The 22,267-nt window shown below is 72.4% G+C and carries 19 protein-coding genes; 14 read left to right on the forward strand and 5 right to left on the reverse strand.

Annotated elements, in window-relative coordinates:
• Positions 1-34: 34 nt before the first annotated feature.
• The 3 genes from WFH32_RS01000 to WFH32_RS01010 all read left to right on the forward strand — a co-directional run bounded on the left by WFH32_RS01000 (position 35) and on the right by WFH32_RS01010 (position 5,881).
• Complete coding sequence (locus WFH32_RS01000; protein ID WP_336705949.1) at positions 35-2,521, forward strand: glycoside hydrolase family 3 C-terminal domain-containing protein; 2,487 nt, start codon at positions 35-37, stop codon at positions 2,519-2,521.
• 6 nt (positions 2,522-2,527) lie between these two features.
• On the forward strand, positions 2,528-5,269 hold the full coding sequence (locus tag WFH32_RS01005) for a beta-glucosidase (protein WP_336705950.1): 2,742 nt from the start codon (positions 2,528-2,530) through the stop codon (positions 5,267-5,269).
• Between the two features lie 144 nt (positions 5,270-5,413).
• Complete coding sequence (locus tag WFH32_RS01010; protein WP_225228053.1) at positions 5,414-5,881, forward strand: luciferase domain-containing protein; 468 nt, start codon at positions 5,414-5,416, stop codon at positions 5,879-5,881.
• 72 nt (positions 5,882-5,953) lie between these two features.
• On the opposite strand, the gene WFH32_RS01015 is transcribed toward WFH32_RS01010, so the two are convergent.
• Positions 5,954-7,258, reverse strand: coding sequence for an MFS transporter (locus tag WFH32_RS01015; RefSeq protein ID WP_336706167.1), 1,305 nt, complete (start codon positions 7,256-7,258; stop codon positions 5,954-5,956).
• Positions 7,259-7,605: 347 nt separating this feature from the next.
• Here WFH32_RS01015 and WFH32_RS01020 point away from each other — a divergent pair, with 347 nt between their 5' ends.
• The 9 genes from WFH32_RS01020 to WFH32_RS01060 all read left to right on the forward strand — a co-directional run bounded on the left by WFH32_RS01020 (position 7,606) and on the right by WFH32_RS01060 (position 16,654).
• Positions 7,606-8,643, forward strand: coding sequence for an adenosine deaminase (locus WFH32_RS01020; protein ID WP_191796221.1), 1,038 nt, complete (start codon positions 7,606-7,608; stop codon positions 8,641-8,643).
• A 323-nt stretch (positions 8,644-8,966) separates the two neighbouring features.
• Entirely contained in the window at positions 8,967-10,283 is a 1,317-nt protein-coding gene (gene murA / locus WFH32_RS01025; RefSeq protein WP_191796220.1) for a UDP-N-acetylglucosamine 1-carboxyvinyltransferase, read from the forward strand.
• Positions 10,284-10,475: 192 nt separating this feature from the next.
• On the forward strand, positions 10,476-10,742 hold the full coding sequence (locus WFH32_RS01030; protein WP_191796219.1) for a hypothetical protein: 267 nt from the start codon (positions 10,476-10,478) through the stop codon (positions 10,740-10,742).
• Positions 10,743-10,808: 66 nt separating this feature from the next.
• A complete protein-coding gene (locus WFH32_RS01035; protein ID WP_191796218.1) occupies positions 10,809-11,840 on the forward strand; it encodes an ABC transporter ATP-binding protein in 1,032 nt (343 codons plus the stop codon).
• The gene (locus tag WFH32_RS01040; RefSeq protein WP_191796217.1) at positions 11,837-12,709 is read left to right on the forward strand and encodes an ABC transporter permease; all 873 of its coding nucleotides are present in this window, start codon (positions 11,837-11,839) and stop codon (positions 12,707-12,709) included. The genes WFH32_RS01035 and WFH32_RS01040 overlap by 4 nt, the downstream gene beginning before the upstream one ends.
• A 153-nt stretch (positions 12,710-12,862) precedes the next feature.
• Positions 12,863-14,209 carry a sensor histidine kinase gene (locus tag WFH32_RS01045; protein ID WP_336705951.1) on the forward strand — a complete coding sequence of 449 codons (1,347 nt, stop codon included), beginning with the start codon at positions 12,863-12,865 and terminating at the stop codon, positions 14,207-14,209.
• Positions 14,206-14,811 (forward strand): response regulator transcription factor, encoded by a 606-nt coding sequence (locus tag WFH32_RS01050; protein WP_336705952.1) that lies wholly within the window; start codon positions 14,206-14,208, stop codon positions 14,809-14,811. Before WFH32_RS01045 ends, WFH32_RS01050 begins: the two co-directional genes overlap by 4 nt.
• Before the next feature lie 92 nt (positions 14,812-14,903).
• Positions 14,904-15,632, forward strand: a complete 729-nt coding sequence (locus WFH32_RS01055) for a lysophospholipid acyltransferase family protein (RefSeq protein WP_318244109.1) — start codon at positions 14,904-14,906, stop codon at positions 15,630-15,632.
• Positions 15,629-16,654 carry an NAD(P)H-dependent glycerol-3-phosphate dehydrogenase gene (locus WFH32_RS01060; protein ID WP_318244108.1) on the forward strand — a complete coding sequence of 342 codons (1,026 nt, stop codon included), beginning with the start codon at positions 15,629-15,631 and terminating at the stop codon, positions 16,652-16,654. Before WFH32_RS01055 ends, WFH32_RS01060 begins: the two co-directional genes overlap by 4 nt.
• A 53-nt stretch (positions 16,655-16,707) precedes the next feature.
• Here WFH32_RS01060 and WFH32_RS01065 read toward each other — a convergent pair whose 3' ends face one another.
• Positions 16,708-17,379, reverse strand: coding sequence for an AMIN-like domain-containing (lipo)protein (locus WFH32_RS01065; protein WP_191796214.1), 672 nt, complete (start codon positions 17,377-17,379; stop codon positions 16,708-16,710).
• 189 nt (positions 17,380-17,568) lie between these two features.
• Between WFH32_RS01065 and WFH32_RS01070 the strand changes: the two genes are divergently transcribed.
• Entirely contained in the window at positions 17,569-17,952 is a 384-nt protein-coding gene (locus WFH32_RS01070) for a DUF6191 domain-containing protein (protein ID WP_191796213.1), read from the forward strand.
• Here WFH32_RS01070 and WFH32_RS01075 read toward each other — a convergent pair.
• Complete coding sequence (locus WFH32_RS01075) at positions 17,949-19,109, reverse strand: trans-sulfuration enzyme family protein (RefSeq protein ID WP_191796212.1); 1,161 nt, start codon at positions 19,107-19,109, stop codon at positions 17,949-17,951. The genes WFH32_RS01070 and WFH32_RS01075 overlap by 4 nt on opposite strands.
• Positions 19,110-19,257: 148 nt before the next feature.
• On the reverse strand, positions 19,258-20,430 hold the full coding sequence (locus WFH32_RS01080; RefSeq protein WP_336705953.1) for an acyl-CoA dehydrogenase family protein: 1,173 nt from the start codon (positions 20,428-20,430) through the stop codon (positions 19,258-19,260).
• A 95-nt stretch (positions 20,431-20,525) separates the two neighbouring features.
• Here WFH32_RS01080 and WFH32_RS01085 point away from each other — a divergent pair, with 95 nt between their 5' ends.
• Positions 20,526-21,665 (forward strand): D-alanine--D-alanine ligase family protein, encoded by a 1,140-nt coding sequence (locus tag WFH32_RS01085; protein WP_138825086.1) that lies wholly within the window; start codon positions 20,526-20,528, stop codon positions 21,663-21,665.
• A 100-nt stretch (positions 21,666-21,765) separates the two neighbouring features.
• Here the strand turns inward: WFH32_RS01085 and WFH32_RS01090 are convergent, their stop codons facing one another.
• Positions 21,766-22,257, reverse strand: coding sequence for a DUF3515 domain-containing protein (locus tag WFH32_RS01090; RefSeq protein WP_336705954.1), 492 nt, complete (start codon positions 22,255-22,257; stop codon positions 21,766-21,768).
• Between the last annotated feature and the right edge of the window lie 10 nt (positions 22,258-22,267).

The raw sequence follows: 22,267 nt of genomic DNA on the forward strand, positions 1-22,267 counted from the left end.
CACCAACTGGTGGAGGTTGGGCTAGCATGTGGCCGTGCTCACTCCTGACGCCCGACGACGTGCCCGTAGCGAGATGACCCTCACCGAGAAGGCCTCGCTCACCTCGGGCGCGAACTTCTGGAACACCAAGCCGGTCGACCGGCTCGGCGTTCCCTCGATCATGCTCACCGACGGACCGCACGGGCTGCGCAAGCAGGGCGGGGCGGCGGACCACCTCGGTCTCAACGCCAGCCTGCCCGCGACGTGCTTCCCGACGGCCGCCACGCTCGCCAACAGCTGGGACCCGGGCCTCGTGGAGCGGGTGGGCGAGGCGCTCGGCGCCGAGGCCGCCGCCGAGAACGTCAGCGTCCTGCTCGGACCCGGCCTCAACATCAAGCGCAACCCGCTCGCGGGCCGCAACTTCGAGTACTTCTCCGAGGACCCGCTGCTCGCGGGCCGGCTCGCCGCGGCGCAGATCCGCGGCATCCAGTCCCGCGGCGTCGCCGCGAGCGCCAAGCACTTCGCGGTGAACAGCCAGGAGACGCACCGCATGACGATGGACGAGGTCGTCGACGAGCGCGCGCTCCACGAGACCTACCTCGAGGCGTTCCGCATCGCAGTCACCGAGGGCCGGCCCTGGACCGTCATGAGCTCGTACAACAAGGTCAACGGGACCTACGCGAACGAGCACCGTGAGCTCCTCGACGAGATCCTGCGCAAGCGCTGGGGCTTCGACGGCCTGGTCGTCACCGACTGGGGCGGCAACAACGACCGCGTCGCGGGCCTGGTCGCAGGCAACGCGCTCGAGATGCCGTCGACCGACGGGGTGACCGACGCCGAGGTCGTGCGCGCGGTCGAGGAGGGGCGCCTCGACGAGGCGGTCCTGGACGCCCGCGTCGACGAGCTGCTGACGCTCGTCGAGCGCACGGAGCGCGCCCGCGCTACGAACCGCACGCCCGACGGCGCCGCACCCGTCGACCTCGACGCGCACCACGAGCTCGCGGTCGAGGCCGCACGGCGCTCGGTGGTCCTGCTGCGCAACGCGCGCGGGACGCTGCCGCTCGGCCCGCACTCGGGCCGCGTCGCGGTTATCGGCGACTTCGCGGCGAACCCCCGGTACCAGGGCGCGGGCAGCTCGCTCGTGAACCCGACCCGGGTCGACGTGCCGCTCGACGCACTGCGCGACAGCGGCCTGGACGTCGTGGGCTACGAGCAGGGCTTCGCCCGCCGCGACGGGGGCCGGGGCGCCTGGGACTCGCCGTCGTCGGCCCGTCGTCGTCGGCGCGCCGTGCACCTCGCGGAGCGCGCCGACGTCGTGCTGCTGTTCCTCGGCCTGGACGAGTCCGCCGAGGCCGAGGGCGTCGACCGGACGCACATGCGGCTCGCCCGCAACCAGCTCGCCCTCACGAGGGAGCTCACGACGCTCGGCGTGCCCGTCGTGGTCGTGCTGGCCGGTGGCGCGCCCGTCGAGCTGCCGTTCGCCGAGCACGTCGACGCGATCGTGCACGGCTACCTCGGCGGCCAGGGCGGTGGCCGGGCGATCGCCGACGTGCTGACCGGGAAGGTCGACCCGGCCGGACGTCTCGCCGAGACGTACCCGCTGCGCTACACGGACGTGCCGTCGTCGGCGACGTTCGGGCGGACCGAGGCGACGTCCGAGCACCGCGAGAGCATCTACGTCGGCTACCGCCACGCCGACAAGGTCGGCCTGCCGGTCCGCTACCCGTTCGGGCACGGGCTGAGCTACACGACGTTCGAGCACAGCGACCTCGTCGCGGACCGCACAAGCGTCCAGGTCACGATCACCAACACCGGCGACCGCGTCGGGACCGAGACCGTGCAGGTCTACGTCGAGGCGCCGGGCGGGGCCCAGGGCGAGTTTCGTGCGCCCCGCGAGCTCGCCGGGTTCGCGCAGGTCACCCTGTCACCGGGGGAGAGCGCGAGCGTGGCCGTCGACCTTGCGGAGCACGCGTTCGCCGCCTACGACACGGGCAGCCACGGGTGGCGCACCGTGCCCGGCACCTACACCGTGCAGGTCGGCGCGTCGTCGCGCGACCTGCGGCTGTCCGCGCCCGTCGTGGTGGACGGCGAGCCCTGGCCGCTCTCCACCGGCAGCGCCGCCGACGACCTGCCGCACTATGTCAGCGGCCAGGTGGACCGCGTCCCCGACGACGAGTTCGCCGCGCTCCTGGGACGGACGCCCCCGGCCTCCGACTGGCCCGCCGGGCGCCCGCTCACGCGCGCCGACATCATCGCCCAGGCGCGCGGTCGCGGCGGCGTGGGAGGCGGGCTGGTCCGGCTCATCGACGCCGCCGGACGACTGCTCATGCTGCTGGGGCGTCCCCACGCGGCGAACAACACCCGTTTCGTCCTCGACCTGCCCTTCCGGTCGGTGTCGCGGATGAGCGCAGGCAAGGTCGACGACGCGATGCTCGACGCCTTCCTGCTGATGGTCAACGGCCGGTTCTGGCGCGGTGCACGCCGCCTGGTCCCGGCATGGCGTGCCCACGCGATGGCCGCGCGGGCTCCGAAGAAGGACTGAGAAGGAATGGCGACACGCACAGAGATCAAGCGGGACGCCGTCGCGCGCGCACAGGAGCTGCGCGCGGCAAGGCGGGCCCGACGCGCCGAGCTGAAGGCGATGGCGCCGCAGGAGCGCAGGGCGGCCAAGGCGGCCGACAAGCGTGCGGCCCGTGAGGCGAGGAAGATCGCCAAGGCGGAGCGCAAGGAAGCCCGCGCCGGGATGACCCGGGCCGAGCGCCGTGAGGACAGGCGGCGCGCGCGCATCGACCGCAAGGTCGAGCACCGGCCACGCCGCGCGGTCGGCTGGGGCGTCACGGCGGTGGCCGTGATCGCGATCGGGGGACTGGTCGCACCGTTCGCGAGCGCGTTCGGCCGCCTCATGACGATCGAGTACGACTCGTCCACCGCAGCTGGCGTGGCCGCCCGCGAGAACGCCGCCCAGGTCTCGGAGGACATCTCCGACGAGGGGATCGTCCTGCTGAAGAACCAGGACGACCTCCTGCCGCTGGCCGAGGACAACCTCAACGTGTTCAGCTTCGCGTCCTTCAACCTCATCCTCGGGGGCGGCGGGTCGGGCGGCAGCAACCAGTCGCAGTCCGTGACGTTCTACGACGCCCTCGCCGAGCAGGGGGTCACGGTCAACACCGAGCTCAAGGCGACGATGGAGGAGGCCGGCGCCAGGACCAGCACGGGCAACAGCAACGGGCTCCTGCAGATCGCGAGCTCGATGCTCAAGCCGGCCGAGGGCGAGCCCGCACCGGACTACCTCACCGAGGACGTCATGGCCCAGGCCGCACAGTTCTCCGGCACCGCGCTGGTGGTCATCGGGAACGACGGCGTCGAGGGGTCGGACATGAGCCCCGAGCAGCTGCGCCTGACCGACGAGCAGCGCGAGCTGTTCGACGTCGTGACGGCGTCGTTCGACGACGTCGTGGTGGTCGTGAACTCGGGCAACCAGATGGAGCTCGGCTTCCTCGACGAGTACCCGCAGATCAGGTCCGCGGTGTGGATCGGCACACCGGGCCCGCGCGGCGCGGTCTCGCTCGCCAAGGTGCTGACGGGCGACGTGAACCCGTCCGGCCGCCTGACCGACACCTACGCCTACGACGTGACGAGCGCCCCGGCGATCGCGAACGTCGGCGACTTCGACTACGCCAACGTCAAGCGCTCGTACATGGACTACGAAGAGAGCATCTACGTCGGCTACCGCTACTACGAGACGCGCTACGCGGGCGACGAGGCGGGCTACGCGCAGGCCGTCCAGTTCCCGTTCGGCCACGGCCTGAGCTACACCACGTTCGCGCACGAGGCCACGGCGCCGCGCGTCGAGGGCGACACGATCAGCGTCGACGTCACGGTGACCAACACGGGCGGCACGGCGGGCAAGGACGTCGTGCAGGTGTACTTCTCGGCCCCCTGGACGCCGGGCGGCATCGAGAAGTCCGCGATCGAGCTCGCGGGCTACGACAAGACCGGGATGCTCCAGCCGGGGGAGTCCGAGACCGTGACCGTCACGTTCGACGTGCGCGACATGGCCTCCTGGGACACCGAGGGTCACGGCGCGTACCTGCTCGAGGCGGGGACCTACCAGGTCTCGGTGCGCACCGACGTCCACACGCCGGTCGCGCAGTTCGACCACGTGGTGGCCGAGGACGTCGTCTACGCCACGGACGCCGACACGGGGGCCGAGCTCACGAACCGCTTCGACTACGTCGAGGGCGACCTGACGTACCTCTCGCGCTCCGACTGGGAGGGCACGTGGCCGCAGGCGCCCGAGGCCGGGGCCACGGCCTCCGACGAGCTGCTCGCGCGCATGGACCCGGAGATCGAGCCCGCCGAGGGCGAGACGCCGACCTACGGCGCCGACAACGGCCTCGTCCTGGCCGACCTCGCGGGCCTCGACCACGACGACCCGACGTGGGAGGAGTTCCTCGACCAGCTCACGCTCGACGAGCAGGTCGACCTCTTCGCCAAGGGCGCGTACCGCACGCACGCGGTCGACCGCCTGGGCATCCCCGCCATGGACCTGCTCGACGGGCCCGCCGGGCTGAACTCCCTGTTCAGCTCGCTCGAGGCTGCCGCCTATCCGACCCAGATCGTCGTGGCCTCGACCTGGAACGACGACCTCGCCCGCGCGCTCGGCGAGTCCGTGGGGACCGAGGCGAACGCCTACGGCATCGAGGGCTGGTACGCCCCGGGCATGAACCTGCACCGCACGGCCCTGGGTGGGCGCGACTTCGAGTACTTCTCGGAGGACCCCCACCTGTCGGGCATGATGTCGGCCGCGATGGTCTCGGGCGCGGAGAGCAAGGGCGTGCTGACCTTCATGAAGCACTTCGCGCTCAACGAGCAGGAGGTCAACGCCCGCACGGGCGTGAACGTCTTCGTCGACGAGCAGGCACTGCGCGAGCTGTACCTCAAGCCCTTCGAGATCACGGTCAAGGAGGCCGACCCGACCGGTGCCATGAGCTCGTTCATCAACATGGGCGGCGTGTGGGCCGGTGCCAACGAGCAGCTCCTGCAGGACGTGCTCCGTGGTGAGTGGGGTTTCCAGGGCGTCGTCTCGACCGACGCGGTGCTCGGGGCCTGGATGGACCCCGGCCTCGCGGCCCGCTACGGCAACGACCTCATGCTCGCGATGCTCCCGGGCTCCGACAAGGCGACGAAGGCCGCGGTCGACGAGGACCCGGTGGGGGTCGGGAACGCACTGCGTGACCGCGTCCACACGGTCCTGTACACCACCTTGCAGACGAACCTGTTCGACTGATCCTGGCAGTCTCCTTCAGGCGCCCGACGCCGGAGCGCACCTTCCCCGTGAAGGTGCGCTCCGTCGTCGGGCGTCCGTGGTGAGCCACGCGGGCCATGGACAATTCCCTCGCCGGGCGGCCACGCGGCCGCTAGCCTCCGAGCCATGACGCTGACCCCTCGCCGAGGCCCTCGCCCCACCACGTCGGACGAGGGGCCGCACCGGCAGGTCGACCAGCTCTCTCCGGCCGCGCTGTGGGGCGAGCTGGTGCTCGCGGCGACCACGATCGACGGGGTCCGGGAGGGGCACAGCTCGGTGTCCCCGGCGACGTCCCGGGCGCTGTTCCTCGACGGCCTCGACCGCACGACGGTCCCTGCGACGTCGCTCGCGGCACCCGACCAGCGCCTCGAACCGGTCCACCTGCACGGCGTGACCGACACGAGCCTGCACCTGTGCCTGCCACGAGCGCGGGCCGAGGAGGTCTGCGCGGCCGGCTGGGGCGAGCCGCACCAGTACGCGGACCACGCGACCGAGATCATGGTCTACGGACCGCGCGACGCCGACGAGCTCGCGGTCGTCCTGGGGCTGGTCCGCGAGAGCCTGGACTCGGCACGGGCAGCCGCGACGAGATAGCGGACTGCCGTCGAGACAGAGGCACCTGGCCCGCTGTCTCGACGCCAGCCCCTGTCTCGCGGCACCGAGCGGTCAGCTCACGTTGTCGGTGTACTGCACGTCCTTGGTCTCCTTGCTCACGAGCAGCGCCACGAGCGTCAGGACCGACATAGCCGACAGGTAGACCCCGACCAGCACGGGCGAGCCGTCCGCCTGCTCCCACAGCGCGACCGCGATGAACGGTGCGACGGCCGCCCCGAGGATCGACGAGAGGTTGTAGGCGATCGCCGAGCCCGTGTACCGGACGTTGGCGGGGAAGAGCTCGGGCAGGATCGCGGCCATGGGGCCGAACGTCAGGCCCATGAGCGTGAAGCCCACGACCAGGAGCGTCATGACGCCCACCGTCCCGCCCATGAACAGCGGCACGAACAGGGCGCCGAACGCGATGATCGCGACCGTCGTCCAGATGAGGTGCTTGCGCCGCCCGAACCTCTCGGCCATCGGCCCGGAGACGAGTGTGAAGATCCCGAAGAACACCACCCCGACGATGAGCATCACGAGGAAGTCGGTGCGCTCGTAGCCGAGTCCCGGCGCGCCGCCGCTCCCCGCGGGGACCTCGGCGGGCGCGGTGCCGAACGTCAGCGTGAACGTGGTCATGAGGTAGAACAGCACGTAGGTCGCGAGCATGATGAACGTGCCGAGCACGATCTGGCGCCACGAGCTGCGGAACACCTGCGCCACGGGCAGCTTGGCGACCGCGCCGGTCTCGACGACCTTCTGGAACGAGGGGCTCTCGACCAGGCGCAGCCGGACCCACAGGCCCACGATCACGAGGAGCGCGCTGGCCAGGAACGGCACGCGCCAGCCCCACGAGGAGAACTGCTCGTCGGTCAGCGTCTCGGCCAGGACCAGGAACGTGGTGTTCGCGAGGATGAACCCGATCGGGGCGCCGAGCTGGGGGAACGTGCCCCAGATCGCGCGCTTGCCCGCGGGGGCGTTCTCGGTCGCGAGCAGCGCCGCGCCGCTCCACTCGCCGCCGAGCCCCAGGCCCTGGCAGAAGCGCATGAGGACGAGCAGCGCTGGCGCGAGCACGGACCAGCCCGGGGTCGTCGACGGCGGCAGCAGGCCGATGAGGAACGTCGCGACGCCCATGGTCAGGAGCGACGCGACGAGCGTGCCCTTGCGGCCGATCCGGTCGCCGTAGTGACCGAACACGATCGACCCGAGGGGCCGCGCGACGAACGCGACGCCGAACACCGCGAACGACGCGAGGAGCTGGGACGTGCTGCCGTCGAGGGCCGAGAAGAACACGGCCGGGAAGACGAGGACCGCGGCGGTCGCGTACGCGTAGAAGTCGTAGAACTCGATCGAGGTGCCGATGAGGCTCGCGAAGATCACGCGCCCCTTGCTGTTGGCGGGGGCGTCCGGGGTGCCGGGCGCCCCGGTGGTGCCGGCCCGCCCGGCAGGTCCGGCGGTGCCGGAGGGGTCGGCGGTCGAGTGTGCTGCCGTCGTGGTCACGGGAGTGCTCCTGCGGGGTTCGGGGAAGCGTCGAGGAGGTCCCCTGGGCATCGAAGGGGGACCGTACTACCCGGTAACTTCGCGTCCCACGGTAAGGACGAGGACCGTAGGGCGAGCAGGCCGTCTCGCGATGTGGTCACGCTGTGGGAGGCGAGGCCGCGACCAGCCAAGGGCCACCACGGCGCGCAAGGCATGATGGGAGGACGACCCCCACACGAAGGAGAACCATGCCTCTGCCCCTCCAGCCCACCCTGGACTTCGTCACCGGGCTGCCCAAGGCCGAGCTCCACCTGCACCTCGAGGGCACCCTCGAGCCGGACCTCAAGCTCCGCCTCGCCGAGCGCAACGGCATCGACATCGGCCAGTCCACGGTCGAGGAGGTGCAGGCGACGTACAGGTTCACGGACCTCACGAGCTTCCTCGCCGTGTACTACCCGGCCATGGACGTCCTGCAGACCGAGGACGACTTCTTCGAGCTCGCCCACGCGTACCTCCTGCGCGCGGCCGCGAACGGCGTCAAGCACGCCGAGATGTTCTTCGACCCCCAGGCGCACACCGCGCGCGGCGTCCCGTTCGAGGCCGTCGTCAAGGGCTACCACCGCGCCGCGGCCGCCGCGGCCGACTTCGGCGTCGACGCCGACCTCATCCTGTGCTTCCTGCGCGACCTCTCGGCCGAGAGCGCCGCCGAGACGCTCGAGGCCTCGGTGCCGTTCAAGGACCTGATCCTGGGCGTGGGCCTCGACTCCGACGAGCGCGGCAACCCGCCCGAGAAGTTCACCGCGGTCTTCGCCCGGGCCCGCGAGCTCGGCTACCGCCTGACGATGCACTGCGACATCGACCAGGTCGGCAGCATCGACAACATCCGCACGGTGCTCGAGACGATCGAGGTCGACCGCATCGACCACGGCACCAACATCGTCGAGGACCCCGCGCTCGTGGCCGAGGTCAAGGCCCGCGGCATCGGCCTGACGAGCTGCCCCGTGTCGAACAGCTTCGTGACCGACGACATGAAGGCCGTCGAGGTCGCCCAGCTCCTGCGCGACGGCGTCAAGATCACCATCAACTCCGACGACCCGGCCTACTTCGGCGGCTACGTGGCCGACAACTACGCCGCGGTCGCGGCCAAGGCCGGCCTCACGTCCGAGGAGGTCGTCACGCTCGCGAAGAACTCGTTCGAGGCCTCGTGGATCGACGCGGAGCGTCGGGCGGCGTACCTCGACGAGATCGACCGCTACGTCGAGCAGTACGAGCCCGCCCAGGCGTAGCCCAGGTGCCCGACGGCGGAGCGCACCTCGCGCACGAGGCGAGCCTCCGCCGTCGGGCATGTCAGGCCTGCCGGGCATGTCCGGCAGGGCGACGACCGCGCGACCCGCCCAGGGCGACCGCGTTCTCGCTGGTCAGCGGCCGCTCGTGGCGGGCGTCGTCGTCGGGCACACGCTTGTGGGTGAATAATCTTCGGATGCCCTGCGTTGGGGGACGGGGGAGTGCGGCACCGCGAGCGGCGCCGCACGACGGCACGGGCGCGCAGCCCGCGCCGGACGCACGACCATCCGGACGATCCTCGAGAGAGCTAGGCGACCACGACCACATGAACGATCTGCTGTACGTCAACGGCGGCACTCCGCTCAACGGGACCATCACCGTGCGGGGGGCGAAGAACTTCGTCTCCAAGGCGATGGTGGCCTCCCTGCTCGGCGAGGGGCCGAGCGTGCTGCGGAACGTGCCGCAGATCCGCGACGTCGGTGTCGTGACGGGACTGCTCGAGCTGCACGGCGTCAAGGTCGTCGCGGACGAGGCCGGGGGCGTCCTGCAGCTCGACCCGACCGACGTCGAGTCGGCGCACGTCGCGGACATCGACGCGCACGCCGGGTCGAGCCGCATCCCGATCCTCTTCTGCGGCCCGCTCCTGCACCGCCTGGGCGAGGCGTTCATCCCGGACCTGGGCGGCTGCCGCATCGGCGACCGGCCCATCAACTACCACCTGGACATCCTGCGCCAGTTCGGGGCCGTGGTGGACAAGCGCGAGCAGGGCATCCACATCCGCGCCCCGCGCCGCCTCCAGGGCACCAAGATCTCCCTGCCCTACCCGAGCGTCGGCGCGACCGAGCAGCTCCTGCTCACGGCCGTGCGCGCCGAGGGCATCACCGAGCTGTCGGGCGCCGCGATCGAGCCCGAGATCATGGACCTCATCGCCGTCCTGCAGAAGATGGGTGCGATCATCTCGGTCGACACCGACCGCGTGATCCGCATCGAGGGCGTCGACAAGCTCATGGGCTACCAGCACACGGCCCTCGGCGACCGCATCGAGGCGGCGTCCTGGGGGTCCGCGGCCCTCGCGACCGGCGGCGACATCACCGTCAAGGGCGCGACGCAGCCCGAGATGATGACGTTCCTCAACACGTTCCGGAAGGTCGGCGGCGAGTTCGAGGTCGAGGAGGACGGCATCCGGTTCTACCACCCGGGCGGCGACCTCAACGCGATCGTGCTCGAGACCGCGGTGCACCCCGGCTTCATGACGGACTGGCAGCAGCCGCTCGTCGTCGCGCTCACGCAGGCCAAGGGACTGTCGATCGTCCACGAGACCGTCTACGAGAACCGGTTCGGCTTCACGGACGCGCTGCGCGGCATGGGCGCGACCATCCAGGTCTACAAGGAGTGCCTGGGCGGCCTGCCGTGCCGGTTCGGGCAGCGCAACTTCCACCACTCGGCCGTCATCTCCGGCCCGACGCCCCTGTCCGCGGCCGACATCGAGGTCCCGGACCTGCGCGGCGGGTTCAGCCACCTCATCGCGGCGCTCGCGGCCAAGGGCACCTCGACCGTGCGGGGGATCGGTCTGATCGACCGTGGGTACGAGTACTTCCAGGACAAGCTCGAGGCACTGGGCGCGGACGTCAGCCGGGGCTGACCCGGCTCCTCCGGCGGCTCACAGGGCCGATCGGAGGCTTCCGACACCCGACGGGCGCGGTACGTGCGACGGCACGCACCGCGCCCGTCGTCGTCCTCTCAGGCTTTCCACAGGCTCGCGTCATCCTCCGCGCAGGTCCGAGGACCACTGTGGGGGCACGGGCGAACGGGTCGCCCGGGCTGGAGGAGCGACATGTCGAGCGAGCGGCCGTCCGAGACGTCCCCCGAGAACACCCCCGAACCGCGTGCACCCCGTCGGCGGGCGCTGACCTGGGGGGCGGGAGCCCTGACCTTCAGCGTCCTGACCCTGGGCGGGCTCGCGCTGAGCGCACCCGCGGGGACCGGCGGGAGCGCCCCCGGCACGGACGCGGGCACCGGGGCGTCGGCCGGGCCGGCGGCCTCGGTCACCAGCGCGGCCACCGTCGCGGACGACATGACAAACGTCATCGAGGAACGGTGACGGACCCGACGGAACGGGTGACGGGGCGCACTGCCTGACCTCTCCTGCCGGCACCAGGCTGGAGGCATGGACAACGACACCTACGGCAGCGGCACCCCGGGCCGCTCCACCTCCCCGGACGACCTCGTCATCGACGTGCGCGGCCTGCGCCGCCGGTACGCGAGCGCCTCGCGCGGCGCGCGGGGCTTCGAGGCCGTCGCGGGCGTGGACCTCCAGGTCCGCCGCGGCGAGCTCTTCGCGCTCCTCGGCACCAACGGCGCAGGCAAGACGTCGCTCCTCGAGGTCGTCGAGGGACTGGCCCGCCCCACGGGCGGCACGGTCCAGGTCTTCGGCAAGGACCCCTACCGCCAGCGTGCCCAGGTCCGCCCCCGCATCGGGATCATGCTGCAGGAGGCGGGCTTCCCGTCCGACCTGACGGCGATCGAGACCGCGCGCATGTGGGCAGGGACGCTCACCGCGCCGCGCCCGGTCGAGCAGGCCCTCGACCTGGTCGCGCTGCGCGGCCGCGCCGACGTCCCCGTGAGCTCGCTCTCGGGCGGGGAGCGGCGCCGTCTGGACCTCGCCCTGGCGCTCCTCGGGCGCCCCGAGGTCCTGTTCCTCGACGAGCCGACCACGGGGCTCGACCCCGAGAGCCGCCGCTCGGCGTGGGACCTCGTGCGAGGGCTGCTCGACGACGGCACGACCGTCGTCCTCACGACCCACTACCTCGAGGAGGCCGAACGCCTCGCCGACCGCCTCGCGATCATGCACGGCGGCAGGATCGTCCAGGAGGGCACGGTCGCGGACATCGTCGAGGCCGAGCCCTCGTTCGTCCACCTCGACGAGGAGAGCGTGCGACCCCACCTGACCGACCTGCCGCTGCTGCCCGGGGAGACGCTCACGCGCGTCGAGGGCGGCACCGTGGCGATCGCGACGCGCGACCTCCAGCACACCCTCGCGGTGCTGCTCGCCTGGGCGACCGACCGCGACGTGACCTTCGGCCGCATCGAGGCGCGCCCTGCGTCCCTCGAGCAGGCCTTCCTCGCCATCGCGGACGGGCCGGGCACCGCCCGCACCGCGTCCGCGTCCACCACCGACCCGACGGAGCGTGCCGCATGACCACCCTCGCCCCTGCCTCGACCCGCACCCCGGGCGCCCCTTCGACCCAGCGCTCCGCGAGCGCCCTCACCGGGTCGCTGCGCCGCATCCGCTCGCTCGTGCGCGCCGAGACCACGCTCCTCCTGCGCAACCGCACGGCCCTGTTCAACGGGGTGCTCCTCGCCCCCGCCATGGTTGCCTTCCTGCACTTCTCGGGCGCGTTCGAGGCGTTCGTGGGTGACGACGCGGGAGCGTCGATCATCGGTGCGTTCGCGCTCACGAGCCTCATCTGCTTCGCGCTGATGTTCGTCGTGTACTACAACCTGGCCAGCGCCTACGTGGCCCGGCGCGAGGAGCTCGTGCTCAAGCGCCTGCGGACAGGGCAGTGCTCCGACGCCGAGATCCTGGCGGGGGCCGCGACGCCCGCCGTCGCCACGATGCTGGGTCAGCTCGTCCTGGGAGGGGCCGCGATCGCGCTGTGGATCGGGCTCGACGCCCCCGCGAACGTGCTGCTGCTGCTCGTCGCGGTCCTCGGGGGGGCGTTCGTCTTCGCGGCGCTCGCGGCCGCGAGCACGGCCTTCACGCGCACGGTCGAGACGGCCCAGCTCTCGACGCTGCCGATCATGGCTCTCGCGCTGCTCCTGTCCGGGACGACCCTCCCGCTCACGATGCTCCCCGAGCGCGTCCAGACCCTCGCCGAGCTCACGCCCCTGCACCCGGTCGCCGAGCTCCTGACGATCGGCCTCACGGGCCTCGGTCCCGACGGCGTCGCGGTGGGCTTCGGGGAGACGTTCGCCCTGGCAGCACAGCCCCTGGCGGTCCTGGCCGCCTGGTGCGTGCTCGGCGCGTGGCTCGCGACCCGGTACATGCGGTGGGAACCGCGCCGGTGACCACCGCGCCCCTGGCGGGCACGCCCGGACCTGGCTCGCGCCGGGGCCGGGCGATGCGGTCGAGCACGTGGTTGCGGTCGCTCTCCTGCTGAGAACGACCGCAACCTCGTGCTCGTCCGGAGCGCCGAGATGCCCACGTGAAAGGCTGACCCCGTGAGCTGGAATCCCCTCGTCGGCGCGTGGTCGCGTCGCAGCAACCCGGAACGGTTCGACACCTACACGCGCTGGTCGCTGTACGTCGTCGCGACGTTCGAGCTCTTCGTGGTGCTCTGGGTCGTCGGCGAGGTGCCCACGGGGCACCCGGCGCTGCTCGCCCCCCTGATCGGGCTGTGCCTCGCGCACACCGCGTCGTGCGTCGTCGTGATCCGGTACGGGGTCACCCGGTTCCTCGGTGGCCCGCCGCCTCCCCGGTGGGCCCTGGGCGCCATGTGGGGGCTCGCGCTCGCGACCTGCGTGGTCGGCCTCGCGGCGTACCCGACAGGTGAGGGATCCATGTTCCAGGGCAACACCCCGGTCCTGGTCGTGACCGCGGCGACCGCATTCTCGGTCGCGGCCTGCGCGCCGCTCCTGACCTTCCGGTGGTTGGCGCTCGGGGCGGTCGGTGTCGCGGCGGTCTCGGGGCTCGTCTCGTGGTTCGTCGCCCCGGTCCGCGACGAGACGGCAGCGGGCATCGCGGTGGGCCAGGGCATCGGCGTCGTCCTCATGTGCGTCGGCGTGTTCGCGTCCTACCGCGTGTCCGTCTGGATGCTGGGGATCGTGTGGGAGCAGGAGCGCAACCGCGTCCTGCACGCCCGTCTGGCCGTCGCCGAGGAGCGGCTGCGCTTCTCGCGCGACCTGCACGACGTGTTCGGCCGCACGCTCTCGGTCGTGGCCGTCAAGAGCGAGCTGGCCGCCGAGCTCGCGACACGCGGTCGCCCGGGAGCCGCCGAGCAGATGCTCGAGGTGCGCCAGATCGCGCAGGACTCGCTGCGCGAGGTGCGGGCCGTGGTCGCCGGGTACCGGGCCACGGACCTGCCGGCCGAGCTCAGCGGGGCCCGCTCGGTCCTGCGCTCGGCCGACATCGAGACCACGATCGAGTCCTGCGGCGACGTGCAGGAGGCCGCGCTGCCCCTGGCCACGCAGGAGGCGCTCGCCTGGGTCGTGCGCGAGGCCGTGACGAACGTGGTCCGGCACTCGGACGCCGCACGGTGCGAGATCACGCTGCGCGTCGAGCGCGGCGAGGCGGTGCTGACCGTCACGAACGACGGCGTCCCCGACCTCGACCGCACCACCACCAGCCCGGGGAGCCCCAGCGGGTCCGGCCTGATCGGCCTGGGCGAACGGCTCGCCGAGACCGGCGGGCGCCTCGAGACCCATCTCCTCCCGCCCGTCTTCCGTCTCACGGCCAGCGTCCCGTTGCCGAGCCCCGGCATGGGTAGCCTCGTCCCGCGCATGCCGCGCGGCTCCCGGAGCCGTGGCGCAGGCACCCCCAGCCCCACCGAGGAAGGCCCCACCGCGTGATCCGCATCCTGCTCGCCGACGACGAGAACCTCATCCGTGACGCGCTCGCGACCCTGCTCTCGCTCGAGGACGACCTCGACGTCGTCGTCCAGGCCGCGTCCGGGACCGAGGCGCTCGCGGCAGCACGCAAGCACACCCCCGACGTCGCGGTGCTCGACCTCCAGATGCCCGGCCTCGACGGGATCGAGGTCGCCCGGGCCCTGGCCGTCGAGGCGCCGGGATGCCGGGTCGTCATGGTCACGAGCCACGGGCGCCCCGGGTACCTCAAGCGCGCGCTCGAGGCGGGTGTCGGGGCCTTCCTGCCCAAGACGGTCTCGTCGCGCGTCCTCGCGGACGTGGTGCGCCAGGTCCAGGCCGGTGGACGCTACGTCGACCCCGAGCTCGCGGCCGAGGCCATCGCGGCCGGCTCGAGCCCCCTGACGGCCCGCGAGGCCGACGTCCTGGAGCTCGCGGCCGGTGGAGCGCCCGTCGAGGAGATCGCGACCCGCGCGTCGCTCGCGCCGGGCACGGTGCGCAACTACCTGTCCTCGGCCGCCGCCAAGCTGGGTGCGACCAACCGGCACGAGGCCGTGCACCTCGCGCGCCGCCACGGGTGGATCTGAGCCGTCGTGGCAGCGGCGTCGGGCCCGCGCACCCAGGGCGCGCGGCGCCGTCGGGCCCGACGACGGCACGCGGCCCGGTAGGCTCGGTGACCGTGCCGAAAGCTCATCCTGACAGCCGCGCGTACCGCCTCGTCGCGCTCGTCGTGCGACCCCTCATGTTCACCATCACCCGCCGCGACTGGCAGGGCGAGGAGAACATCCCCGCGACGGGCGGGTTCATCGCTGCGGGCAACCACATGTCGAACATCGACCCGCTGACGTTCGCCCACTTCCTGTACGACAACGGGCGGGCGCCCAAGATCCTCGCCAAGGCGTCGCTGTGGAAGGTGCCGCTCCTCGGCGGTCTCCTGAACCGCACGGGCATGATCCCCGTCCAGCGCAACACCGTCGGTGCGGCGTCCTCGGTCAGCGTGGCCGTCGACCAGCTCGCGCTGGGCGAGTGCGTCGCGGTCTTCCCCGAGGGCACGCTCACGCGCGACCCCGACCTGTGGCCGATGGTCGGCAAGACCGGTGCCGCGCGCCTGGCCCTCGCGAGCCGCATGCCCGTGGTGCCCATCGCGCAGTGGGGCATGCAGGACCTCCTGCCCCGCTACAGCAAGCGGTTCCGGCCGTTCCCGCCCAAGAACGTCGCGGTGCACGCCGGGCCACCGGTCGACCTGTCGGACCTCTACGAGCGCCCCGTCGACACCGCGACCCTGCGCGAGGCCACCGACCGCATCATGGACGCGATCACGGGTCTCCTCGAGGACATCCGCGGGGAGAAGGCTCCCGCCGAGCGCTTCGACGTCCGCAAGAACCCCGGCTCGGAGGAGCGCAAGTGAGCGACCAGCAGATCACCGCGACCGTCCTGGGGTCGGGGGCGTGGGGCACGACGTTCGCCGCCGTCCTGGCCGACGCCGGCTGCGAGGTCCGGCTGTGGGGTCGCAACGCCGAGGTCGCGGCCGACATCAACGCGACCCGCCGCAACTCCGCGTACCTGCCCGACATCGAGCTGCCCGCGGGGCTCACGGCCACGACCGACGCGGCCGAGGCCCTCGCCGGGGCGCAGCTCGTGGTGGTCGCGATCCCGTCCCAGAGCGCCCGTGCGACGCTCGCGCCGCTGCGTGAGCACCTTGCGGAGGGCGTCGTCGCGGTCTCGCTCATGAAGGGCGTCGAGCTCAGCACCGACCGCCGCATGAGCGAGGTCGTCGCCGAGGTGTGGGGCCTGCCGCTCGACCGGGTCGCGGTCGTGTCCGGGCCGAACCTTGCGCGGGAGATCGCCGAGCACCAGCCGACCGCGACCGTCGTCTCGGCCACGAACGAGGAGACCGCGCGTTTCGTCGCGGCGGCCTGCTCGTCGTCCTACTTCCGCCCGTACACCAACTCCGACGTCGTGGGCGTCGAGCTCTGCGGCGCCGTGAAGAACGTCATCGCGCTCGCCGTGGGGATCGCCCAGGGGCGTGGGTTCGGGTACAACACGACGGCCACCGTCATCACGCGCGGACTCGTCGAGATCACTCGGCTCGGTCTCGCGCTCGGCGCCGACGCCGAGACGTTCTCGGGCCTCGCCGGCATGGGGGACCTGGTCGCGACCTGCACGTCACCCCTGTCCCGCAACCACACGCTCGGCAAGCACATCGGCCGCGGCATGAGCCTCGACGAGGCCGTCGCGGCGACAGGGGGGACAGCGGAGGGCGTCAAGTCCTGCCGCTCGGTCCTCGAGCTCGCGCAGAAGGTCGGCGTCGACATGCCCATCACGGCCGGCGTCGTCGCGGTCCTGCACGAGGGCATGCCCGTCGACGACATGGCTCGCGGGCTGCTCTCGCGGCCCCAGAAGTCCGAGGGCGTGACGTCGGGTCGCTGAGTCCCGCCCGCTCTGTCGGCTCGGCGCCCTGACGGTTGCCGAGCCGACACCCGTCACACGTCGTCGTTGCGGACCTCGACGACGACCCGCGTCGGGTCGGTCAGTGCGTAGACCCGGAACGGACTGACCTCGTCCGTCCCGACGAACGCCTGGGTGGACCCCTCGAAGACGCTGCCGAGCAGGACCTCCTCGACCTCGTCGGTCTCGGCGACCCGCAGAGGGTTGGGACCCGCGTACTCGGCGACGCCCGTGTCCGTGGGGTAGCCGGAGCCGGAGATCATGACCTGGAGTGTGCCGTCGCCGTCGAGGTCGACGACGTTCCCGCTCCCGTCCTCGACCGCCTCCGGCACGTACTCGACGCGCCAGCCGGGCGTGCCCGTGCCGCCGAGCTCGAAGACCACGCGGTCGAACCCGTCGTGCCGCCCGACACGCACGTCGGTCACGGTCAGCGCCGCACCTGCGGACGGCTCTGACGTGTCCGGCTCGGTGTTCGCAGGGAACGGGGGCGCGGAGGCGGAGCCGTCGTCGTCCGTGGACCCGGTCGGGGTGTCCGTCGGGCCTGCCGAGGCGGACGGGTCGGGGGTCGACGAGGCGGCAGGGGACGGGGTGCTCGGCCCGGGGTCGTCCCGGTCGTCCCCGCCCGAGCAGGCCGTGATCACGAGGACCGCGGTCGCGACTCCGGCGGTGAGTGCTGCGGCTCGGCGTCGTCGGGTCGTGCCCTTCATCGGTGCGCCTCCGAGGAGCTCCGTCCGGGACCTCTTCCCGGGTGATCTTCGAGCGTAGGCGCGCAAGGACACGGTCGCACGGAGGGGCTCGAACGAGGAACGGCTGGCGCCCGTGCCGTCGTCGCCGCCGGTGCTCCCCTCCCTCGCACGAGGGATGACAGCGGCTCCCGTCGGCCCTACGGTGGCTGCATGCCGTGGATCAGCAGTGCGGGCGGGCCGCTCTTCTTCATCGTCGTGCTCGTGATCGTCGCGGTCGTCGCGATCGAGCGCATGGTGAGCGGGCGCTCCAGGGACCGGCAGCTCGGGGACGGACGAGGGGCGGGCGAGAGCGCCGGGTCCGGTGCGTTCGGCGAGCTCGTCGACGTCTTCCAGCCGAGCAGGGTCCACCTGACCGAGGAGAAGGAGCGTCAGCGGCTCGACATCGTGCAGGCGCCGTCCACCGCGCCCCCGATCGACGTGGACCTCGAGTCGGGGGTCGTGGTCTTCAGCGCGGACGTGTACGAGCCACGGCCTGATGGGCCGCGGGCCGTCGAGCCGCAGGCGGTCGGGGACGGGTCGCCCGCCGCTCGTTAGCCGCGGGCCGCGGCGCGCAGGGCCTGGTCGAGGTCCGCCCACAGGTCCTCGACGTCCTCGATGCCGACGCTCAGGCGCAGCAGGTCCTCGGGGACCGTGTGCGACTCGGTCGCGAACCGCCGCCGCCGCTCGAGGCTCGACTCGACCCCGCCCAGGCTCGTCGCCGGGACCCAGAGCTCGACGGCCTCGACGAGCGCGTCGGCGGCCTCACGCCCGCCCTGGGGCCGCAGCCCGAGGATCGACCCGAAGCCGGTCATGGTGCGGGCTGCCCGCTCGTGGCCAGGGTCGGTCGGCAGGCTCGGGTGGCGCACCTCCTCGACGAGCGGGTGCCGGGCCAGGCGTCGGGCGATCTCTGCGGCGTTGGCCTGGGAGCGCTCGACGCGCAGCGCGAGGGTGCGCAGCCCGCGCAGCGCGAGCCACACCTCCCACGGCCCGGCGATCGCGCCGTGCAGGGTCCGGTAGGCACGCACCTTCGCGGCCAGGCCCGGGTCGTTCGTGACGACGGCCCCGAGCACGACGTCGGAGTGTCCGGCGAGGTACTTGGTGACCGAGTGCACGACGACGTCCGCCCCCAGGGTGAGCGGCTGCTGCCCCAGCGGGGTCGCGAACGTGTTGTCGACCGCCGTGAGCACGCCCTGCTCGCGTGCCGCGGCCAGCAGCACGGGGAGGTCGGCGACCTCGAGCATGGGGTTGGTCGGCGACTCGATCAGGAGCAGGTCCGCCCCGTCGATCGCGGCGAGCACCTGGTCGGTGTCGGCGACGTCGACCCGGACGACCTCGACCCCGTGGCGGGCCGCGAGGTCGTCGGCGAACCCCAGCGTGACCTGGTAGGCGTGCCGGGGCAGGACGACCTTGCCGCCCGCCGGGACGAACGAGAAGACGGCTGCGATCGCCGCCATGCCGCTGCCGAACACGATGCCGGGTTCCGTGGCACCCTCCAGGGTCGCGAGGGCCTCCTCGAACGGGTGCCACGTCTCGGTGTCCATGCGGGTGTAGAGGAGCTCGCCGGGCTGCTGCACACCGCGCGAGACGTACGTCGAGGACAGGACCACGGGCGGGTTGACCGGCCCGCCCTGCTCGCGCGGCGGGCGTCCCGCCGCGACCGCGATCGTGGCGGGGGACAGCGGTGAGCGGTGGCGGGCGGGCTCGGTCGTCATGGGGGTGAGATTACGCCTGGCGGGCGGGTGGGTGCCGCGGGCAACCGCAGGAGGAGACAAGGGGTGGTGCGTCGAGTGCGCAGTTCTGGTTGTCGCCAGCCGTGCCGGGACGGCCCGAACTGCACTCTCGACGCGACCTCGGCCTCCGTCAGCCCTCGACCGGTCCGAGCAGCGCGCTCGCGAACGTCGAGTGCGCGGACTCGTCGTCGGACGGGTGGAAGATCCCGGCGAGCACGTCGCGGTAGAGCCGCCCGAGCTCGGACGACGTGAAGTACGACGAGCCCCCGGACACCCGGATCGCCTGGTCGACGACGACGCGCGCCGTCTCGGTGGCCCGCACCTTGAGTCCCGCGACGGCCGTGAACCAGCCGGCACCCCTGTCCACGAGGGCGTCGATCTCGCCCGCCACCTGGTCGATCTGCGGGTAGATCCCGTCCATCGCGATGCCCGCGTCGGCGACCCGCCAGCGGATGTCGGGGTCCTGCGACAGCGGCCTGCCGCCGTTCTTCATCGAGGTGCGCCGGTGGGCGTTCTCGACGGCGAGCTCGAGGGCGCGCTTGCCGATGCCCGTGTACACCGACGCGAGGAGGACCTCGAACGTCGTGAAGATCGCGAGCACGAGCGGGTCGGTCGAGGGCCCGGGGGCCAACCGGCGCACGACCCGGTCGGCCGGGGCGTGCGCGCCCACGAGCATGGTCGTGCGGCTCTGGCTCGCGCGCATGCCGACCGTGTCCCAGTCGTCGAGCACGTCGACGCCGCCGCCCTCGCGCGTCACGAACGCGTGCACGAGGCGCGGGTCGCCCTCCAGCGCGGGGCCGTCCTCGGCGGCCGTCTCGACCCCGAGCACGCCCAGCCGTGTCCACGCGGGAGACAGGGACGTGAAGATCTTCCGGCCGTGGAACGAGTAGCCGCCCTCGCCGTCGGGACGGGCCTGCGTCCTGGACCCGAAGAGCACCAGGTCGTTGCCCGGCTCGGAGTAGCCGAACGCGAAGACCTCGCCCCGCGCGGCCTCCTCCAGGACGAAGTCGAGCGAGTGGTCACCGCGCTCGTACAGGTAGCGCGCGACGCCGGTCCACACGTGGTGCATGTTCACGGCGAGCGCGGTCGCGGGCGCAGCGCCCGCGAGGCGGATCTGCTCGTGCGCGACGTCGCGCAGGCCCAGCCCCGGGCCGCCCATCGCGGCGGGCACGAACGCCTTGAGGTAGCCGGCCGCGGTCAGCTCCTCGAGGTCCTCGGTGAAGAACGTGTTCTCCCGGTCGTAGGTCGCGGCGCGCGAGCGGATGCGGTCGAGCAGGTCGTCGGTCAGCAGCGGAGAGGTCATGCCCCCGTTCTACCACCGCTCCTCCACCTCCTGGGCACCTCGCCCGCCCGCTCCTGTTCACGCTGTCGAGCGCGGTTCCGGTAGGGTCGTCGGCGATGTCCAGCCAGCCAGAACCCAGTGCTCCCGCGCGCAAGACGCGCGTCCTCATCCTCTTCGGCGGACGCTCCGGCGAGCACGTGATCTCGTGCGCCACCGCGGGTGGCGTGATGCGCGCGATCGACCGCGAGCGCTACGAGGTCATCCCCGTCGGGATCACCAAGGCGGGGCAGTGGGTCCTCGCGGCCGACGAGCCCGAGCGCTGGGAGATCACGCCCGGCAACCTGCCGGAGGTCACGGCCTCGGGCGGCGAGGTGCTGCTGCCGCTCGCGGTGGGGCAGCGCGCGCTGCGCGTCCTGGAGCCGGGCGAGTTCCCGCGCGAGCTGGGAGAGGTCGACGTCGTCTTCCCGCTGCTCCACGGGCCGTTCGGCGAGGACGGCACGCTCCAGGGCCTGCTCGAGCTCGCCGACGTCCCCTACGTGGGCGCAGGCGTGCTCGCCTCCGCCGTAGGGATGGACAAGCAGTTCATGAAGCTCGTGCTCGCAGGCCAGGGGCTGCCCATCGCGCCGTACACGGTCATCCGTCCGGGGGAGTGGGACCGTAACCCGGCAGCGTGGACCGAGACCGTCGCGGGTCTGGGGCTGCCCGTGTTCGTGAAGCCGGCGCGTGCGGGGTCGAGCCTCGGGATCACCAAGGTCGACGACCTCGCGGACCTGCCCGCGGCGATCGCGGAGGCCCGTCGGCACGACCCGAAGGTCCTGGTCGAGGCCGGGGTCGTGGGACGTGAGATCGAGTGCGCGGTCCTCGGTGGCCGTGAGGGTGAGCGCCCGCGGGCGTCCTTGCCCGGCGAGATCGTCGTGACCGACGCGCACCACGACTTCTACGACTTCGAGGCCAAGTACCTCGACGAGGCGGGGGTCGAGCTGAGCTGCCCGGCCGACCTGCCGCCGCACCTCGTCGACGAGGTCCGCGACATCGCGGTCCGCACGTTCGAGGCCGTGGGCGCCGAGGGACTCTCGCGCGTCGACGTGTTCGTGACGACCGACGGCCAGGTCATCGTCAACGAGATCAACACGATGCCGGGATTCACGCCGTTCTCGATGTACCCGCGCATGTGGGAGAAGTCCGGGATCACGTACCCGGAGCTGATCGACGAGCTCATCCAGCTCGCGCTGCAGCGCCCCACGGGCCTGCGCTGACCGTCCCGGCCGCCTGACCCGGTAGACGCGAGGAGCGCGCCACCCCTCACGGGGCGGCGCGCTCTCGTCGTCCTGCGGCTTGCCCAGGTGCTGTGCCGACCTACATGCAGTAGCTCGTCTGCTCGACCTTGGACACCGCGCGGTTGAGGTCCGAGACGAACGACGAGGTGCGGGTCGTGCTCACGGCCGGGGGGAGCTGGACCTCGACCGCGGGATCGCGGCCGTAGGTCACGAAGGTCCAGGTGTCCTTGCCGTCGTCGGTGACGATCCAGTCGACGCTCCCGGCGTTGCTCGGCACGCCCATGCACCCGACGGTGGTGGGCTCGGGCGGGGTCACGCCGCAGCGCAGCGTCACGGCAGCACCGGGCTCGCCCCAGGCGGCGGTGGCCTGGCTGTCGGTCTTGATCTTGGGCAGGCCTGCGAGCTCGTCGGGGACGGCGAGGACGACCTCGGCACACTTCGGGTTCGCGGCATCGTCCGCGACCGGGACACCGATGGTCGGTGCGCAGGCGCCGAGGCCCGCGGTGACGGCGACCAGCAGGATCGCGGTGGGCGTCCAGCGTCGGGCAGGGGTACGAGGGGCGTTCAGCACCCTCCAACGG

Source organism: Oerskovia sp. USHLN155 (assembly GCF_037145535.1).
In the GTDB taxonomy this organism is placed as follows: Bacteria; Actinomycetota; Actinomycetes; order Actinomycetales; family Cellulomonadaceae; genus Oerskovia; species Oerskovia rustica.